The following is a 17,421-nucleotide window of genomic DNA, read 5'->3' as shown; positions in this document are numbered from 1 at the left end:
ATTAAGGATTAGTTGGAGTAATGGTCGCAGGTTCCGCCTGATCAGGATCAATTGCAACAGGTGTCTCAACTAAAGGCTGTGTAGTCACAGTGCCCACCATTGGTGCTGCTGCTGTTGAACTAGCAACAGTGCCTGAAGGTTGATCCGTGTTGTCGATGAGTGTCACAATTTTAGTCACATTTCCAACTTTTTGTAAGACGTCATCTAAATCTCTTGATTCAGCAGTATTTAAACGTCCCATCACGTACAACACACCATTTTCAGTATGCACTAATACTTTGCTGTCAGATACTACAGGGGCTTTCATCAACAAACCGCGGGTATTTGCAGTCACCGTTGCATCTTGCATGATGGTGTTATAACCGACCTTGTCACCTACCGTAATATAGTTATGTACGGCTTTTACATCTGACATCGAACGTAAGTTATCTTCTGCCAATTGTTTTAAATATGGATCAGGGACTTGTCCAGTCAATAAAACATTGCTGTGGAAACTTTCAATGTTGATACGAGACTGTTTAAAGCGGTGATCTAATTTGTACAAATTAATATTTGCAGTACGCTTGATCGAAGAATCAATAAAAATCTGCCCAAGACTGCGTTCACCACTGTTCGTTCCAACGGGTGAACTTCCTGTGCCACCAGAAATAAAACTAGCACATCCCGATAAACTTGCAGCGCAAAGCAACGTAATCGATAAACGTTTTAACACTTGGCAAGACTCCCTATCTACAAACAAATTTGTTCAATTTTCAATATTTAGCTTTAAATTAGACTTCTTAATTAATCTAAAGTAAATGCGTGTTCAATCCATTGCTGATCATACTGCAATTTTGAAAAATCTGGTTGTACTGTTTTTGCAATTTTCTGTGGAAAATCAAAACAAATCACATCAAAACGACAATCAAAGTCCTCATAATGTGGAGATTTCTGTAAAAACAATTGAGCTGTCTTAATAATTTTACGTTGCTGGGCGAGTGAAACCACCTCATAGGCTTTCGCATAACTTGCTTTCGATCTGGCTTTGACTTCGACAAAAACGAGTTCCTTTTCCCGTTCAACGATTAAGTCAATTTCCCCATAACGTGAATGATAATTCCGCGCTACACATAGATATTGTTGGGACTGTAAAAGAGCAAGTGCTTTCTGTTCAGCCCATTGCCCTAAATCATGTACTGATTGTGACATACCTGCCCGATCTTATTTTAATGCTTGAATACCCTTTTTCTGCTGTTGATAGCAATAAGGTTGGCGATAAACTTTCCCGTCTTTCACATCAATTGCCCCAGTTCGACCTTCAAAGGAAAAGTGTCGATCTGGACTATTTAAAAATTGCTGACTAATACTCCATGCATCACCACCAAAGGCCAATAAGCGTTGAAATGCCATATTTTCTGGTTGTTCTTTATATGCAGCGACTAGGTCTGCCCATTGTCCGTTATATAAAGCTGGTGTATCACAAAAACTGAGTCCCATCGGAATGCTCTTGTCTTGCTCAATACTCAACGCAGTAGCATAAATATTTTTTTCAGGTAAAGGACCTAGTTGCTCTAACCACTGTTGATCGCCCAACAATAACAGCCCTTCTTTACGCGCAAGTTTTTTAGGACGTTCATTGACCACATGAATATCTGAGCCAAATTCAGACATGAGTGCCATCATAAATAGTTCTGTTGCAGATTCAGTTCCAGCTTGACGTAATACCAATAGATTTTTAATTTTGTCTTTCTTCAATAATTGAGTTAATGCAACAGCATCATGCTGTTTTGCCAAACTAAATTGCCATACATTGGTGGTCTGGTTATTCACATCATTTAATGCAATTACAGGAATTGCTGGATTCAGTTGCATCACAGTTTCAATTTCAGGCCGTGCCAATGGCCCAACAATCAGTCGAGTCTTACTGTTGACCCTTTTCTTAAAAATCGTATCGATGTTATTTTTCGCTGAATCTACAAAAATGATTTTTTCTTTGCTGCCAGATGCTGTATAAGCGCTCAAGAAACCACGTTTGATGCTTTGACCAGCTCGCGCCATCGTACCAGATTCGGGTAGAATCACCAGTACGTCCGCATAAACTGGACTCACACATGCCGCCAAACATAGTAGCAGCCAATATTTTTTGTAATACATTAGGGAGTTACCTTTTATGAGTGCTCAATTATTTGTTGTAGCAACCCCGATTGGGCACTTAGATGACATGACCTTTCGTGCAATTGATATTTTAAAATCTGTATCGGTAGTTGCCGCAGAAGACACTCGTCAATCTGCTCAATTATTCAAACATTATAATATCTCAACTCCACTCACAGCGTGTCATGATCACAACGAAAGTAACAAAATTGATCAACTTCTCCAAAGAATGTTAAAAGGAGAAAATGTTGCATTAATCAGTGATGCTGGTACTCCACTGATTAGCGACCCAGGTTTTAAGCTGGTTCGTGCCGCTCAAGAACATGGCATTCGTGTCATTCCAGTACCGGGTGCTTGTGCAGCAATTGCGGCATTAAGTGCAGTGGGTTTACCGAGTGACCGCTTTAGCTTTGAGGGTTTTTTACCATCGAAAGCATCGCAACGAATCAGCCAGCTTGAAAAGCTCAAGGATGAAACCCAGACCTTGATTTTCTACGAAGCACCTCATCGTATTTTGGACAGCATCAAAAATATGGTGCAAGTCTTTGGTGAAGAGCGACCTGTTGGTTTTGCCCGCGAAATTACCAAAACTTTTGAAACCATCAAGAAGATGACTTTAAAAGAATTGGTTACTTTTATCGAAAATGATCACAACCAAGAAAAGGGTGAAATTGTGGTTGTGGTCGGTGGAGCATCTGCGGAAAAAGATATGGAGCAGGATAAACTGGATGCGTTGTTGAAACGTTTATTACAGGATTTATCGGTAAAAGCGGCGTCACAATTGGCTGCTGATTTGACGGGTATAAAAAAGAAAGTGGCGTACCAACGTGCTTTGGAACTCACCCAACAAGATCAATAAAACCTAAGAGGGAGATTTTTTAAATCTCCCCTTATCATCTCAATATGAAATAACAACAATGTGTTTTAGGCCTTAGTCATGATATTAACCTGATCTCGTTTTCTTTCCATTCTCGCCTGCTTAATCACTGCCAAACCAGAAGAAACACCTAAATACGCAATAATAAAGGCTACAAATAAATCAGGGAACATGGTTCCTGTGCCGAATACACCAACAGCTGCGATGATAATGGCGATATTAGCAATCGCATCATTCCGACTACATAACCATACCGAGCGCATATTTGCATCGCCATCACGGAATGCATAGAGCATCAATGCAGAGATAACATTGACAACCAATGCCAGTACACCAATCGCCCCCATAAGCATTGGTTCAGGTGTTACACCTAGCCACCATGACCAGAATACTTTAACAATCACAAAAATACCAAAGGCAGCCATGGTGATTCCTTTGACTAAGGCTGCGGTCGCTCGCCAGTACAAGGTCATGGACAATACAGCTAAAGAAATGGCATAGTTTGCTGCATCACCCGCAAAGTCCAAGGCATCCGCCCAGAGCGACACAGAACGTGCATGTGATCCTCCGATAATTTCGACAAAGAACATCAATGCATTTAAAACTAAAGCAATCCATAAAGCCTTTCTAAACTTTGGACTAATTTTTTGTGTTGGCGAACACGTTGTGTTGCATCCACATCCTGCCATGACTTTTCTCACTGAATATTTTATAGTGATTTAAAACCCTAGAGTAACTCCAGAGTCAAGCATGATCAGTTTTAGCATTGGACAATTAGCAAAAAAGTCAGGTGTATCTGTAGATACGATTCGCTATTACGAAAAAATTGGGTTGCTGGACAAAGCCCAACGAACGGCGGGAAATTACCGTCATTATTCGGAACAAATGCTTTCAGAATTGTTATTTTTAAAACACTGCCGAGAACTGGGCATCACCATACAAGATATTCAAAAGCTTAAGGGTCTAGCCGAAGATCCAAATCAAACCTGCATGGAGGTCGATCATCTGATTGATCAATATCTTGCCGAGGTTTCACAGAAGATTAAGAATCTGGAACATCTCAAACAAGATCTAAGCCATTTAAAACAACAATGTTCACAACATCGTACCATTGAACAATGTGGCATTTTAAAAGAGTTACACCAACCACTTGAGTGTGAACATGAGTCACACCAACATAAAAAAGCACCACAACCGTGATGCTTTTTTATATCAATTCAGACTTAATCTTGATGCTCACCTGGCGGAACTTCAGTAATACGCCCACCACGTGCAAGAAACGCAGCCACTTCATCTTCTAAAGCTTGGCGTTGTTTCTGCTTCGCAGTCACGGTTAAAGTTTCCGCTTCAGCAAGATCAGCGTCATTGGCGCTCGATTCTTCACTCTCTGCACCACTTTCTGCCGCTTTCGCCTCTTCGTCGTCTACAGCAGAATCTTCTGTGTTTTCGTCGTAATCATTCATTTCCGTCATCTTCATCTCCCCACAATGACTCAACTCTCATCATCGCTATTTGGCCATCAGAACTAGGTGGAATTTAGCAAGCTCTTCAGATTTAGCAAAGCACAATATTTGTTAAAACGTACTTTTTATGACCAAATTCACTCTGATTTATAAATGATTGTTTAAAAAATATCTACTATTTTTTAACATGCATATTGTGTGTCTTTCAATGTCCCTAATCCATTGGCTTGTTGCATAAAACGATCCTTAAACCAATCGAACTGTTCAACCTGTTTCAAACCAAAATTTCTTGCCCAAACAAAGGGAAATAATTCTGAACTTTCAATCCATCCAATCGCAGACATACTATGCATCATGGCGTCGTTTTGACCCTTACGTTGGTGTTCATAACGCAATAAAGTCTGTTCGTTGGCCCACACACCACGTTTTAAATCGTGTAGTAACACATCACACAACACAGCGGCATCTAAACAACCAATATTCACACCCTGTCCAGCCAAAGGATGGATCACGTGCGCGGCATCACCAATCAGTGCTAAGCCTGATTTGATGTAGCGTTGCGCTGCACGTGCTTTTAATGGGAATTGTGCTCTAGAACGCACCTCAACCACCTCACCCAACATATGTAGGCTTTCTTGCGTCAATAGTTGCATAAATGCTTGATCGCTGAGTGCTGAATACTCATCAGCATAATCATCTGGTAAAGTCCAAACAATTGATTGCCAATAACCGTTTTCTTGAGGATCAAGACTTGCCATCGGTAAATAAGCCAATGGTCCTGTCGGTAGGAAAATCTGTCGAGCCACATATTGATTCGGGCGCGTGGTTTTAATCGCACAGCTGATCGCAGCCTGCTTATAATCCAGTACATCTAAATCAATATACGCCTGCTCACGTACAAAAGAATTCGCACCATCTGCACCAATCAGCAACTTGGTTTTTAATGTCGTGCCATCTGCCAATTGAATTGACCAGCCTTGCGGAATCTGTTCGATCCGAATGACTTTGACTTGGGTACGATAGTCTTTGAGCTGTTGCAGCATTTTTTGTTGAATCGCAACATTCAAAACACTTGGCTCAACCATTGAACCTAATGCCTGATCTGATTGAGGTTGCTGCTCCGAAGCATGACCAAAATTAATTTCACCATAGCCATTTTTATTCCAGACCTGCATGCCTGAATAGGGCATTTGGCGTGCTAAATCATCCCAGACATCCACTGTTTTGAGTAAATGAATGGTGGCTTGACTGAGTGCCAATACCCTTGGATTCATGACTGACAAAGTTTTATCCTGATCAAGTACAGGTGCAGCATCTAGCACCGTCGCCTGTACCCCACCTTGCGCGAGTAATAAAGCTGTTAAACCGCCAACTAAACCACCACCGACAATAACGACATCTAAGATTTCACTCATGCTTTTAGCCCCATTGCATAATTGGCAACCAAAGGCTTAACACCTGGAATCACATCAAAAGCAATCAATCCTGTATTGCGTAATAATTTGAGGATTGGATTCTGATTACTAAAACCACGCACCACCGAATCACAGAACTTGATTACACGTTGCTGATCTTTCAAACGTGATTGTTCATAGGCCAATAAATTTTCAGGCGCGCCAATATCATCTGATTTTGCTAACTGCTCCATCAGGAACCGAACCAGCACATCTGCATCACGCAAGCACAGGTTAAAACCTTGCCCTGCCACTGGGTGAATGGTATGTGCTGCATTCCCCATCAACACCACACGTCCAACCGCCTGCTTATCTGCTAACACTTGCGACAATGGATAGCTAAAACGTTTGCCTGTTTTTTCAAATTTCCCTGCTCGATCCCCATAGGTTTCCTGTAGAGCATCAAGGAAATGTTGATCATTTTCTTCACCTAACCATTCTGCTTCAGTACCTTTTTTCACAGGCCAAACTACTGAACGGCGGTATTCGCCTGGTAAAGGTAGAAGTGCCAATGGTCCCAACGCACTAAAACGTTCAAAGCCAACCTGCTGGTGCGGCTTAGAAGTCTGTACAGTGGTCACAATCGCGACTTGGTCATAATCATGTTCATCTACACCCACGCCAATGGCTTGGCGGCAGAAAGAATCGCGACCATCAGCAGCAATGACTAACTTGGACTTTAAGGAATGGATATATTCGCCATTACGCATGGCTTCGATTTGTACCTGATCTGCATCTTGCGTCAGTGAAGTTACTTGCACACCATCAATCAACTCAATCAACGGCTGTTGACGCACTTGGGTGAGTAATACTCGACCTAACCAAGCATTTTCAATCACTTGCCCAAAGCTTTCTACTTTTTCTTGCTCTGCAACGAGACGAGCCTTACCAAAACTGCCTTGCTCAGTAATATGCACTTGCAGAATTGGGGTAGCATGTTGTTGTAAGGCTTCCCACAAACCTAACTTTTGGTAAATCTGTACGCTGCGGCGTGATAATGCGGTATTACGCGCATCAAAACTGGAATGATAAGGCGCAACATTTTCATCATCAAAATTCGGATATTTCACAGCTTCTAATAACTTTACTGCGATATTAGATTTTGCCAACATTAAAGCAAGGCTGAGTCCAACCATACCTCCACCGACAATGATGACTTGTTGCTGCATAATATTATTCCTTATCAGTTTTTCATGACTTGATGTTTCGGGACTATCTTACTCTAACTCAAATCAGGATTGGAATTTGTACTTTGTTTGGTCTATGTTTTTAAAATATATTCAAAAGTTGTCTTGGTCATCAAACGAAATAAAAAAGGCCTATCGATCGATAAGCCTTTTCTCAATCTCAACTTAATGGCTTGCCATCAAGCTTTCAATCTCTTCAACAGTTTTCACTACATTCTTGGTCAAAACCAATGGACCATTTTCCGTAACGACAATATCATCTTCGATACGAATCCCGATACCCCGCCATTTTGCATCGACGGTTTCATCATCAGGTGCAACATATAAGCCGGGTTCAACAGTGACCACCATACCTGCTTCATAAACGCGCCAGTCTTCGCCAGTCTTGTATGCACCAACATCATGTACATCCATACCCAACCAATGACCTGTACCATGCATAAAGAACTGACGGAATGCTTCGCTTTCAATCAATTCATCAACATCGCCACTCATCAAACCAAGATCAACCAAACCTTGAGTTAAGATTTTCACTGCAACTTGATGTGGGTATTTATAATGATTGCCAATACGTGTCGCATCAATTGCAGCAAGCTGCGCTTCTAAAACAATATTATATAACGCCTTCTGTTCAGGACTAAACTTACCGTTGACAGGGAATGTACGCGTAATATCTGACGCATAGAATTCATATTCACACGCTGCATCAATAAGTACTAAATCACCATCTTTGAGTGGCTTGTTGTTTTCAACATAATGCAAAATACAGGCATTTTCACCGCCACCAACAATACTGTTATATGACGGTACGCAACCGTTTTTCCCAAAAATATAATTGAGTTCTGCTTCCAGTGCATACTCCATCATCGCAGGTTTAACAGTTTGCATAGCACGAGTATGTGCTTCGGCACTAATATTCGATGCGATCTGCATCAACTCAATTTCTTGGGCTGATTTTTTCAAACGCATTTCATCAACAATACGATCAAGCTGAATCAACTCAGCAGGTGCAGCACTACCTCGCCGCTGTTCTGCATCTGCCTTTTGAATCCACTGACTAACACGTGCATCAAACTCAGCTTGCTGACCAATACGATAGTAAAGACGCTGTTTATTTAGAATTTTTTCGATGATTTCTTCATCTAATAAGTCAATCGCATAAGCTTCATCTGCATCATAAATTTCAATCGCACCATCAATACCAGCACGATAGCCATGCCAGATTTCCATTTCACGATCACGTTCACGGCAGAACAAACTGTAGCTATACTCTTCACCTTCGGCAAAGGTTTCAATAACCGCAACCGCCTCGGGCTCGGCAAATCCAGTGAGATAATAAAAACTACTGTCGGCACGATATTTATAATCAGCATCGCGATTACGATACATTTCTGCTCGTGTCGCAATAATTGCAATGCTATTGCTGCCTATTTTTTTAGCGAGAATATCACGACGTTGTTTAAAATCGGCTTGACTTAATTTCATATAGTCCTTCTGATGAAGATGAATGATTGTAAGTATCTTTATTTATAAGGTGTTAAGGCACCGCCCGAGTTAACTCGGACGATGTGGGGTAAACATTTCTACTACTGTTTGTGGATCAGCTGGATTGTCTTGATTTCTGCTTTTGGCATGAAAGTTTTGCAATAAAGAACTTTCGGCTACAGGAATCTTGGTGCGACCAATCGATAAGCTCACAGGAATCAAGCGTACAAACTCATACAGTTCCTGATAGCTTTCTTCACCTTCTTCATCATTATCCGAGTCTTCGAACTCAACAGCTGCAACATCTTGTAAATGTTCAATCAGCTCTTGTTCCTCAGCACGGATATGACCAGAAGCCAAACCAAAACCCAGTACCACCCCTGCACACCAATCTGCCAAGGCTTGAACACGATCAGCTAGCAAATGGTTGTCATCTGGGAGCATCGGTAAATAATCTAATTCATCATCCGATAAAGCATGTGCCACATCTTCTGCTTCATCGGTTAAACTTTGCAGTGCTTCTGGCTGTAAAGCAGGCACATTCAGGGTGTTTAAGATTTGTGACCATTCATCTTCAGTCGGCGCTTGTGTCACACAAACTATACCAGTTAGTAAACCGTGTAACTCACTTGGGCTTGAAATTTCTTCAATCCCATCAAAATGAGCATTCCATTCTGTCCAACCTGAAATATCGTCTTGCATTCGTTTATCCAACCTCTATACTGCTGTATATATTACCTTTGATTGCAACTCTGTGCGACCTTCGTTATGTTAGAACAATTACAGCGTCTACAAGCGCATATTGGTGTTTTAAAAACACGCTTACATCACTTAGAGCGAGAAAATACTTCGCTCACCGAAGCTAAGCAATTAGCTGAAACGGACCAACATGCACAAATTGTGCAGAAAAATAGCATCATCACGCAAAAGCAGGAAGAAGTTGATAACTTAACTGAACAACTGACTCAGTTACAAGATCAATTTAAACAACTGAATCAAGATGCAACAACTTTAGCGGAACGTTATAGCCGTTTAGAGAAAAGCACCACTGATTTGAAAAATCGCTTTCAAGAAATCTTGGCTGAGCGTAATGACCTACGTGTCAATAAAGAAAAATTACAAGCACAACAACGCCATAGTCAGCAAGAGATTCAAGATTTACAACAAGATCGTGATCGCTTATTACAAAAAAATGAGCTAGCAAAATCTAAAGTCGAGGCTATTATTCAGCGCCTTTCAATTTTAGGCACAGCACAGGATCAGCATGCACAAGAAATTCAGCAGCTTGCTCACCCTAATGCTGAAACCCAAGAGGAGATCTGATCATGAGTGAACCAATCGTTGTCGAACTTCGCTTAATTGAACAGACTTTCCGTCTTAATACGACAGAAGAAAAACGTGAAGAGTTAGAGCGTGCCGCAGAGCTACTTAATCAAAAATTCCATGACATGCGTCGTAGTGCCCCACGAGTTGAACATAATAAGCTTGTGATTATGGTTGCGTTACAGATGGCACAAGAAGTGTTTAGCTTAAATAAATCTTTGCAACAGTACGCTCATTGCGAACGGCTTTTAGAAACTATTCTAGAAGATGTTGAACAAAATATCTGAATGAAAAAAGCCTGAAATGCAAATTTCAGGCTTTTTTATTAAACAAGCTTTCACACAAAAATAATTTTTCCTTTTTATCTTACTCCCATTGTAATTTTTATCACTTCTCTATCTTTTGACCTCAATCAAAGTATTAACATAGAGTCAATTCATATGTTTATTTTTTAAATGTTATTCAGGAAAAAATGAATAATCCTGCTCTTTTCTTGCATAAATGACCTAAACATAAGCTTACACATTGTTAAGCTATACTTACAAATAATATTAGTGGAGTCCTTGCAACATCGTCAGAGTTCACTATAATGCAATCCATCTCTGGAGTACTCGCCAGCCGGTCTGATTCCCCTGAGCCGTGATATCCTTCTTAATTGGAAAGCGTTTCTGAATATTTAGCGTGTATGCCTACCCTGAGTAGGAAACCCAGACAATATACAGCGCTCTCCACCTTGAACCTTAGTGTTCAAGGGTAAAGACATGCAGCGGTACTTCTGGAGATTATTTTTTAATTAAAAAATCGATTTATTTATTATATTTTTCAATTCAGTCACTTCTATTTAACATCTTAACTGTAAACTTAAACTTACAAATCTCTCTATTTTCTCCCCTTGCGACAGCCCCTAATTTCACTATAATTAAAAACATCTCTGAGGTGTACGCCAGCCGGTCTGATTCCCCTGAGCCGTGATATCCTTCTTAATCGGAAAGCGTTTCTGAATATTTAGCGTGTATGCCTACCCTGAGTAGGAAACCCAGATAATATACAGCGCTCTCCACCTTGAACCTTAGTGTTCAAGGGTAAAGACATGCAGCGGCATTTTGGAGACCCATATTTGATTTCAAATAACGATTTATCCTGTTTTTAGATTTTATAATCTTATTAAACTTAATTTTCTAATTGTTAGTAAAACATACAAATCACAATATTTAACTCTTGTGGTCGTTGTTGATTTAACTATAATAGGAAACATCTCTAGGGTGTTCGCCAGTACGTCTATTCCCCTGCCGATACTTAAATTTATGGATGTGTTCTGTGTATTTTGAGTGTATGCCTGCCTCGAGTAGGAAACCCATTAAGTATGCGTCACCTCCACCTTGAACTCATCGGGTTCAGGGTAACGACCATGCAGCGGCACCTCTGGAGTATCTTTTTTAAATATAATTAAAATAATAATTTAACTTCTAATTATATCTTTAATAAAGCATTTATCTCGAATGAACCTTATGCTTTTAACAGTCCCCATTAATTATTTTTATAATAATTCATCACTATCGATTAAATATTGATTTAAAAATGCTGTGAAAGAATCTGCAATTTTTACTTTTTCTACCCCTCCCACTTGATATACAACACCATCCAAACCAAGCTGATCGAGTTGTACCACATACCCCCAACACCAGACTAGATAGTCCGAAAATACAAAACAGTTCGGATATAAATACTTATCTTTATCATAGTAGCTTGAAATACTTTCGAATAATTGAAAGTCAGCCAGCGACAAAAATGTAAAATAGTTATCATCCATATCTCGGTTAGCTATACCATTAAACTCTAAGAAGTAAGTTCTTAAAATTGGCGATAATTTGACTTGATACTTGTATTCAAAAGCCAAAATTTCCTGCCATGTTGCCGGTGTATTCAAGCTTACATTCTGTTTTTGTAATTTACTTTTAATCTTATTAATCACATCCATGATTTACTCTAATAGATATCAATCTAAATAAAGTAAATCATTTCTGCAGACTCAATGATCAATTCTTTGGATATGACTTATCACTCATCTTTCAAAGCACATTCATAATTGCTTGGGTCTTGTGAACAACGTACCTGTTTCAACAACTTCATCATATCTTTGTCGTAAAAACCTTCTTTGGTCATTTGAATCCTCGCTTCACGCATCAATCGAACATAACCAGGTTTGTCGCTTTCATTCAATTTCAACCAAAATTTATCAGGAATTTTTGCTTCAATCTTGTCGACAAATTCAAATGCAGGATTTAACTGCTTAGAAATGACTTCACGTGCAATCGATCCCATACCTGCTGGAAACTTATTACGGTGCATAATCAGCGTCCCTGTCACTTGAATCACAGGAAATTTAATAATCCCACCGACGGCCTTGCCTGATTTATCAGTCATGCCTTTTTGCAATTCAAGTGGCTCAAATAAAATGGCTGGACCTGCCATAATATCGACTTCTTTATTATTAAATTTCCCACCCACAGTTACCAAATCAACAGAGACAGGTTGAGCACCAACGTTCTGTACCAATTTCTTTTGGGTCTCATCAAATTGGAACACGGCAACTTTCTTACCTGCGGCTTTTGCCAAGGTATTAATATTACGATCTGTGACCATGATATAGGCTGCACCTAACGGTACAATTCCAACCACTTCATAATCATTATTTGTCATCTTTTCATCAAATTTTGGATTAGCCAAAACCTGAATCACTGAACTGAGCTGCTTATAGGTTTGTAATGCACCTATCGCATCGACACTGCCCACAAACTTATTAAACTGTTTTGCACGTAAATTACTAATTCCAGCCCCATCACAACGTTTACTACGGAAATCTTCAGTTAATACAGCTTCATTGGTATAGACCTTGAGATTGACCACAGTCGATGCCTGTTTTTTCAATTTTGGGTAATCAAAGTCTAATTTGAATTGTAAATGCGAAGGACGTGTCACGTTCATGTTTACACCAAACTGTTTGGCTACACGGACGATACTTGGAATTTCTGTGATGTAACTGGTTGCTTGCTCAAATGCTTCACTATGCTCACCATTTGGAGAAAACACGCATAAAGTGACTTGTTTAGGAATCTGTTGCCAAGTTTTGGGATCGTTTAATAATTGCTTAACTTTATTTTGTGAATGCGGAGAAAGCGTTAAATCTAGTTTCCCTTCGGGCGCAGCATAACTTGGACTTATCACCCCAAATGATGATGCCAAGATACATGACACAGCGAAAGGCCTCAAAAATGTCGTGAATTTATTATTTTGCATCACCTGTTCCATCCTTAGCTATTTCCCAATAGTTTTATTCAAATTAAGGATAAAGCATAGAAATAGAATTGACTGCTTTTCTTTGGATGGTGTCAATTGAGTCAAAATACAAAAAAATATTGACTATACGAGAATAAACATCCAAATCACAGAATTGCACTATAAAAATAAATCATTGAATAATAAAATTTTATGACCAATTTTTCGACTCAGATGCGATTCTTCTCAGCTTAAATAAACGACCAAACGACATTTTCATCTTGTCGCTTTAATAGAAAATTGGTCTGATAATCATCTTCGACCACAATGTGTTGATTCGAGATCATCTTTACTTTTAGTAATGTGTCATTTTCATAAACTAAATCATTTTTGCCTTCTTTGGTGAGGACAAGTATCTGATCGAGTACAATAAGTTCTTTAGAATCCAACATTGTTTTTCCCTCTATAAAACTGCTTTAAAAAATTTGAATATTTTTATCAAGCCAAGAAGTGAAACCACTCTCGTTACTTACCCCACAAATATTCAATCTAATTATTTAGATACATGAAACTGACATCTGAAAATGTTATTTCATGCGGCGTATATTAGATCACTTTTTAAACAAAATTAAAGCAAATTGTCAGACAGTTCACAAAAATTATTATTTATGCAGAATAAAACCAGAAAATTAAAAACCGCATAAAATCAATAAATTAAAACAAAAAGGAAGATTAAAAAAATAGACAAATATTAATGCCACTTATAGCAAAGTACTGAACACCGTTCAAATTAAGGAGAGTTTTTTACCATCAGGTATTACACGGGAATAAAAAAGGCCACCCTTAAGCAGCCATTTCTTATTGAATAAATTTACCAGCTTATATTTACACGTCGATTTGGAGCTAAGCAGCCTACAAGTTGACTATTTGCCCTATGTCCAGCACATTGCTGGTATAGATCCGTTTGGCTATTAGCTTGAATTTGAATGCGATTCGCATCAACCCCTTCATTGACCAACAGCTTAGCAACGGTATTGGCACGTTGTGCTGATAATTGATGGTTATAGGCAAATTTACCTAAAGGATCTGCAAAGCCAGCAACAATTACAGGGCTATTCGCTGGCGCTTGTTTGATCCGTTGTGCAATTGCTGCCACTGAACTAGGTCCCTGTTCAATTGCATTGGCATTTGAACGATCAAATGCAAAAAATACACTTGATGAACGTAGACTATTTAAATTGGTATCTGCTGGAACTTGATTATTCGCTCCCCAAGCCATTAAACCTTCACAGGCCTCGCCTTTCCACGATAAGCGTTCTGATAATGCTTGCTTGTCAAAGTCTACACGCAACTGACAACGTAAATAATCTTGGCTATTCGGCTGACGAACATCTAATACGTAGTTCCAAGTTTTAACAAAGAACAGACCCTCACTAAATTGAGGATTTCCCAATACATGTCGGATTTGGTCTTTGGTTAAACCTGTTCCTAAACGAGCAACATTATCGTATTCATAACGCTGCACTTGTTTGAGATAGCTCTTTTCAACTGCTGGAAATTTGATTTCCTCTTGTTGAACAACAACTTCATCATCTGCTGCAAATGTCACCATTGCGAAAGAAGATGTGATCCCGATAACCAATGCTTTTATCATATTTTTCATATTTTAACTCTCTTTATCTATTGGAGATGAGGAGAGCCTAAGGGCTCTCCTACATAACGAGTCCCTTAGTCAATTACGCCACTGATACCGATACGTACGCTTGGATCACCTTGTGATGCAGCAGCTACACCACCCGTGATTGACCAACGACCATTATCTGCAGTCTTACGTAAGGTTACGCCGACTGCATTTTCACCACCATGATAAGAAGCACCTGCTGAGTAAGTATATTTGCCAGCGATATATGGTGCAGCTTCCAATGCCATTGCCGCGGCAATACCAGCATTGGCTTTTTTCTCTACGTCATCAATACGTTGATTGGTTGAGTAGAATGCTTGCTCAAGACGATTACTTACATTGTCAATTTTACTATTCAATGCTTGATCGGCTTTGTTTAAAGCATCAACTGCTCCGCCAACATTGTTGTAATCTTTGCCCCCAACATTGTAGGTTGGGTTGGTGAAACTATTGGTAATGTTGTCATAACCAGCTCCGCCGCCTAAGAATTCAACAACTTTTTTGTTTGTTGCATTCAACTGAGAGCCATTCACCGCATCTTTGGATGTCGCACTAATTGCACCATCTTTAACGCCAGTTACAACACGATCACCATCTTTACCAGCCACATTGACACTTGTACCACCAGTGTCTTTACCAACCGTAATTTCACCATTGGCAGTCTGCTGTTGAACCAGACCAGACTTACCGTTGTTAATGTTACTAATGTTGTTATTAATGTTCTGAATATCAGTTGAGTTTTGATCAACTTGCTTCTGAACATTCCACAACTGACCACCATTCACAGCATCTTTAGAACCCTGAGCAACAGTACCATCTTTCACATTGGTAATCGTGGTGCCATTGGCTCCACCACCCAATGTAACCTTGTCTTTGTTGGCATCGTCGTATTTCACTGCATTATTAGCAAGCTCATTCACAGTGTTATTCACATTGCTGATTGCGCTATCCAATTGACCTTTGTTTACTGCATCAGTTGCTTTCGTACCTGCTGCAACATTGATAACTTGCTTATTGCCTGCATCAATGCCTTTAGTCGTCACACTTGGACCACCATCAATGATTAATCCAGTGTTGTTTAACACAACCGTATTATTACCAATTGTGATACCAGCATTATTCAGAACAGTATCACCTGCTTTCACAGAATCAACAGTTAAGTCTTTTGCTGTTGCAACTTCATAGTTATCAGAGCCATCTGCATTTTTGCTCTTATTCACAACAATATTCTGACCATTGGTTACAGTCGTTTTCGATGTTGTTCCTACAGAGCCAATCGCTTTGTCAAGTGCCGTTAATGCATCGCCAACATTGGTTTGATTACCTTGGGCTACATTATAAGTCGGTCCTGTAATTGTACCGTCATTATTAACTTTAGCACCGCCACCCAAACTATCTACAAGCGCAGTTTGAGTCTTGACAACTTGGTTACCCACAGCTTTCAACTGAGCAACATTCACGGCATCGGCATCGTCACTACCTGCTGCAACACCCGTGATTTGACGATAAATACCACTCGCCGCATCACCCACTGCAACTGCACCAGTAGTTGAAGTTGTTTTATCAATTGCTGTCTTATCTGCACTTGTGATAGCAGATAATGCATAACCCGCAACACCCGCACCCGTTGTCGCTGCTGAACCATTACCCAACACAACTGATCCAGCTACTGTTTTGGTTACATTGTTACCAAGGACAAAAGTATCATTTGTAAGCACTTGATTATTGTTACCCACAGAATAACTGTTCGCACCATCAACAATTGTTGGATCACCGATTGCACCAGAGTGATCACCTTTCACTTTGTTACCAGTACCAATGCTGATTGATTGTAATCCAGATGCCTCGGCACCTTGACCAATTGCAATTGACTCTTTTCCTCCAGCCTTACTGTTATGACCTAAAGCAACTGCACTGTCTGCACCAGTTGAAACAATTGCATTTACACCAATCGCAGTAGAGTTGATACCACCTGCACTTGAGTCATTGGTTGCTCCTAAATCGCCTTTAGAAGTATCCGCATTGGTATGGAAGAATTTAATACCATCGGTATTCATCTTCTGTACCGTTTGACCAATCGTCAGGCGATCCGTCGTTTCTTGACCTTGCTTATCGTAGGTTAAGAACAATGAATCTTGATTCTTGTTATCTGGATTTTTATTTACAACCTGATCAATGATATTCACCTTGTTGCCATTACCATCAACAACTTCAGTGATGTTATTACTGATCGCAACTTTCAATTGCTCTTCAGTTGCAGCTCTACCTTTAGTTGCAAAATCACCTGCCGTAATGTCTTTATTGCTCAAGCCTTCAATTGTATTGCTTGATTTATCAACAACTACATTACCTACAGTCACTTTGTCGAAGGTCACATCTTTCGCTGTCGATACTTGATAGTTGCTTGAACCATCTGCATTGGTCGTTGGGGTTACAACAACGTTATCTCCAGCTGTAACCGTTGTTTTCGCTTTGGTTGCTGCATCTTTAACGCTGGTGATCGCACCATCAATCGTGTTCGAGCCTGTGCCACCAATATTAT

18 protein-coding genes and 3 other RNA genes are annotated in these 17,421 nt (G+C 39.8%); 7 read left to right on the top strand and 14 right to left on the bottom strand.

Annotated elements, in window-relative coordinates; genetic code table 11:
• Position 1 precedes the first annotated feature (1 nt).
• The 3 genes from WA352_RS18875 to WA352_RS18865 form a co-directional block, all read right to left on the bottom strand.
• On the bottom strand, positions 2–712 hold the full coding sequence (locus tag WA352_RS18875) for a BON domain-containing protein (RefSeq protein ID WP_004808582.1): 711 nt from the start codon (positions 710–712) through the stop codon (positions 2–4).
• 71 nt (positions 713–783) lie between these two features.
• A complete protein-coding gene (locus tag WA352_RS18870) occupies positions 784–1,188 on the bottom strand; it encodes a YraN family protein (RefSeq protein WP_005202369.1) in 405 nt (134 codons plus the stop codon).
• 12 nt (positions 1,189–1,200) lie between these two features.
• Positions 1,201–2,133: a penicillin-binding protein activator gene (locus tag WA352_RS18865; RefSeq protein ID WP_005202366.1), complete on the bottom strand. Its 933-nt coding sequence runs from the start codon at positions 2,131–2,133 to the stop codon at positions 1,201–1,203.
• Positions 2,134–2,149: 16 nt separating this feature from the next.
• Between WA352_RS18865 and rsmI the strand changes: the two genes are divergently transcribed.
• Complete coding sequence (gene rsmI, locus WA352_RS18860) at positions 2,150–2,992, top strand: 16S rRNA (cytidine(1402)-2'-O)-methyltransferase (protein ID WP_005202365.1); 843 nt, start codon at positions 2,150–2,152, stop codon at positions 2,990–2,992.
• A gap of 65 nt (positions 2,993–3,057) precedes the next feature.
• Here the strand turns inward: rsmI and WA352_RS18855 are convergent, their stop codons facing one another.
• On the bottom strand, positions 3,058–3,699 hold the full coding sequence (locus WA352_RS18855; protein ID WP_005202363.1) for a cation transporter: 642 nt from the start codon (positions 3,697–3,699) through the stop codon (positions 3,058–3,060).
• Between the two features lie 61 nt (positions 3,700–3,760).
• Here WA352_RS18855 and WA352_RS18850 point away from each other — a divergent pair, with 61 nt between their 5' ends.
• Positions 3,761–4,210, top strand: a complete 450-nt coding sequence (locus tag WA352_RS18850) for a MerR family transcriptional regulator (RefSeq protein WP_005202360.1) — start codon at positions 3,761–3,763, stop codon at positions 4,208–4,210.
• 23 nt (positions 4,211–4,233) lie between these two features.
• Here the strand turns inward: WA352_RS18850 and WA352_RS18845 are convergent, their stop codons facing one another.
• The 5 genes from WA352_RS18845 to WA352_RS18825 form a co-directional block, all read right to left on the bottom strand.
• Positions 4,234–4,482, bottom strand: a complete 249-nt coding sequence (locus tag WA352_RS18845; protein WP_005202358.1) for a hypothetical protein — start codon at positions 4,480–4,482, stop codon at positions 4,234–4,236.
• 173 nt (positions 4,483–4,655) lie between these two features.
• Entirely contained in the window at positions 4,656–5,888 is a 1,233-nt protein-coding gene (locus tag WA352_RS18840) for an FAD-dependent monooxygenase (protein WP_005202356.1), read from the bottom strand.
• Positions 5,885–7,096: a 2-octaprenyl-6-methoxyphenyl hydroxylase gene (ubiH, locus tag WA352_RS18835; RefSeq protein ID WP_005202354.1), complete on the bottom strand. Its 1,212-nt coding sequence runs from the start codon at positions 7,094–7,096 to the stop codon at positions 5,885–5,887. Before ubiH ends, WA352_RS18840 begins: the two co-directional genes overlap by 4 nt.
• Positions 7,097–7,279: 183 nt before the next feature.
• The gene (pepP, locus tag WA352_RS18830) at positions 7,280–8,599 is read right to left on the bottom strand and encodes a Xaa-Pro aminopeptidase (RefSeq protein ID WP_005202353.1); all 1,320 of its coding nucleotides are present in this window, start codon (positions 8,597–8,599) and stop codon (positions 7,280–7,282) included.
• Between the two features lie 69 nt (positions 8,600–8,668).
• Positions 8,669–9,301 (bottom strand): UPF0149 family protein, encoded by a 633-nt coding sequence (locus WA352_RS18825; RefSeq protein ID WP_005202352.1) that lies wholly within the window; start codon positions 9,299–9,301, stop codon positions 8,669–8,671.
• 66 nt (positions 9,302–9,367) lie between these two features.
• Here WA352_RS18825 and WA352_RS18820 point away from each other — a divergent pair, with 66 nt between their 5' ends.
• The 5 genes from WA352_RS18820 (at position 9,368) to ssrS (WA352_RS18800) (ending at position 11,355) form a co-directional block, all read left to right on the top strand.
• A complete protein-coding gene (locus WA352_RS18820; RefSeq protein WP_004808598.1) occupies positions 9,368–9,922 on the top strand; it encodes a hypothetical protein in 555 nt (184 codons plus the stop codon).
• A 2-nt stretch (positions 9,923–9,924) separates the two neighbouring features.
• Positions 9,925–10,209, top strand: coding sequence for a cell division protein ZapA (locus WA352_RS18815; protein ID WP_005202351.1), 285 nt, complete (start codon positions 9,925–9,927; stop codon positions 10,207–10,209).
• 309 nt (positions 10,210–10,518) lie between these two features.
• A non-coding RNA gene (ssrS, locus tag WA352_RS18810) (6S RNA) lies at positions 10,519–10,708 on the top strand.
• 139 nt (positions 10,709–10,847) lie between these two features.
• Positions 10,848–11,036, top strand: a non-coding RNA gene (gene ssrS, locus WA352_RS18805) — 6S RNA.
• A 137-nt stretch (positions 11,037–11,173) separates the two neighbouring features.
• A non-coding RNA gene (gene ssrS, locus WA352_RS18800) (6S RNA) lies at positions 11,174–11,355 on the top strand.
• A 104-nt stretch (positions 11,356–11,459) separates the two neighbouring features.
• Here the strand turns inward: ssrS (WA352_RS18800) and WA352_RS18795 are convergent.
• The 5 genes from WA352_RS18795 to WA352_RS18775 form a co-directional block, all read right to left on the bottom strand.
• Positions 11,460–11,900 carry an SMI1/KNR4 family protein gene (locus tag WA352_RS18795; RefSeq protein ID WP_005202350.1) on the bottom strand — a complete coding sequence of 147 codons (441 nt, stop codon included), beginning with the start codon at positions 11,898–11,900 and terminating at the stop codon, positions 11,460–11,462.
• Between the two features lie 80 nt (positions 11,901–11,980).
• Complete coding sequence (locus tag WA352_RS18790; protein WP_005202349.1) at positions 11,981–13,219, bottom strand: putative solute-binding protein; 1,239 nt, start codon at positions 13,217–13,219, stop codon at positions 11,981–11,983.
• A 230-nt stretch (positions 13,220–13,449) separates the two neighbouring features.
• Positions 13,450–13,650: a hypothetical protein gene (locus WA352_RS18785; RefSeq protein WP_004808602.1), complete on the bottom strand. Its 201-nt coding sequence runs from the start codon at positions 13,648–13,650 to the stop codon at positions 13,450–13,452.
• A 419-nt stretch (positions 13,651–14,069) separates the two neighbouring features.
• Positions 14,070–14,861, bottom strand: coding sequence for a trimeric autotransporter adhesin/peptidogylcan-associated protein TpgA (gene tpgA, locus WA352_RS18780; protein WP_005202348.1), 792 nt, complete (start codon positions 14,859–14,861; stop codon positions 14,070–14,072).
• A gap of 65 nt (positions 14,862–14,926) precedes the next feature.
• Positions 14,927–17,421: YadA-like family protein (locus WA352_RS18775; RefSeq protein ID WP_336143604.1), on the bottom strand; the 2,495-nt coding region annotated here is incomplete at its 5' end.

The sequence above is a fragment of the Acinetobacter sp. 102 genome, from assembly GCF_037028485.1.
Classification (GTDB): Bacteria; Pseudomonadota; Gammaproteobacteria; order Pseudomonadales; family Moraxellaceae; genus Acinetobacter; species Acinetobacter higginsii.
Note: the sequence above shows the minus strand (reverse complement) of the source record. Positions and strands in the feature narration are given on the sequence as shown.

Excerpts from the sequence above, each read along its gene's own strand:
- WA352_RS18870 (WP_005202369.1), bottom strand. The coding sequence starts at position 1,188 with ATGTCACAATCAGTACATGATTTAGGGCAATGGGCTGAACAGAAAGCA.
- WA352_RS18865 (WP_005202366.1), bottom strand. The coding sequence starts at position 2,133 with ATGTATTACAAAAAATATTGGCTGCTACTATGTTTGGCGGCATGTGTG.
- rsmI (WP_005202365.1), top strand. The coding sequence starts at position 2,150 with ATGAGTGCTCAATTATTTGTTGTAGCAACCCCGATTGGGCACTTAGAT.
- WA352_RS18855 (WP_005202363.1), bottom strand. The coding sequence starts at position 3,699 with ATGGCAGGATGTGGATGCAACACAACGTGTTCGCCAACACAAAAAATT.
- WA352_RS18850 (WP_005202360.1), top strand. The coding sequence starts at position 3,761 with ATGATCAGTTTTAGCATTGGACAATTAGCAAAAAAGTCAGGTGTATCT.
- WA352_RS18845 (WP_005202358.1), bottom strand. The coding sequence starts at position 4,482 with ATGACGGAAATGAATGATTACGACGAAAACACAGAAGATTCTGCTGTA.
- WA352_RS18840 (WP_005202356.1), bottom strand. The coding sequence starts at position 5,888 with ATGAGTGAAATCTTAGATGTCGTTATTGTCGGTGGTGGTTTAGTTGGC.
- ubiH (WP_005202354.1), bottom strand. The coding sequence starts at position 7,096 with ATGCAGCAACAAGTCATCATTGTCGGTGGAGGTATGGTTGGACTCAGC.
- pepP (WP_005202353.1), bottom strand. The coding sequence starts at position 8,599 with ATGAAATTAAGTCAAGCCGATTTTAAACAACGTCGTGATATTCTCGCT.
- WA352_RS18825 (WP_005202352.1), bottom strand. The coding sequence starts at position 9,301 with ATGCAAGACGATATTTCAGGTTGGACAGAATGGAATGCTCATTTTGAT.
- WA352_RS18820 (WP_004808598.1), top strand. The coding sequence starts at position 9,368 with ATGTTAGAACAATTACAGCGTCTACAAGCGCATATTGGTGTTTTAAAA.
- WA352_RS18815 (WP_005202351.1), top strand. The coding sequence starts at position 9,925 with ATGAGTGAACCAATCGTTGTCGAACTTCGCTTAATTGAACAGACTTTC.
- WA352_RS18795 (WP_005202350.1), bottom strand. The coding sequence starts at position 11,900 with ATGGATGTGATTAATAAGATTAAAAGTAAATTACAAAAACAGAATGTA.
- WA352_RS18790 (WP_005202349.1), bottom strand. The coding sequence starts at position 13,219 with ATGCAAAATAATAAATTCACGACATTTTTGAGGCCTTTCGCTGTGTCA.
- WA352_RS18785 (WP_004808602.1), bottom strand. The coding sequence starts at position 13,650 with ATGTTGGATTCTAAAGAACTTATTGTACTCGATCAGATACTTGTCCTC.
- tpgA (WP_005202348.1), bottom strand. The coding sequence starts at position 14,861 with ATGAAAAATATGATAAAAGCATTGGTTATCGGGATCACATCTTCTTTC.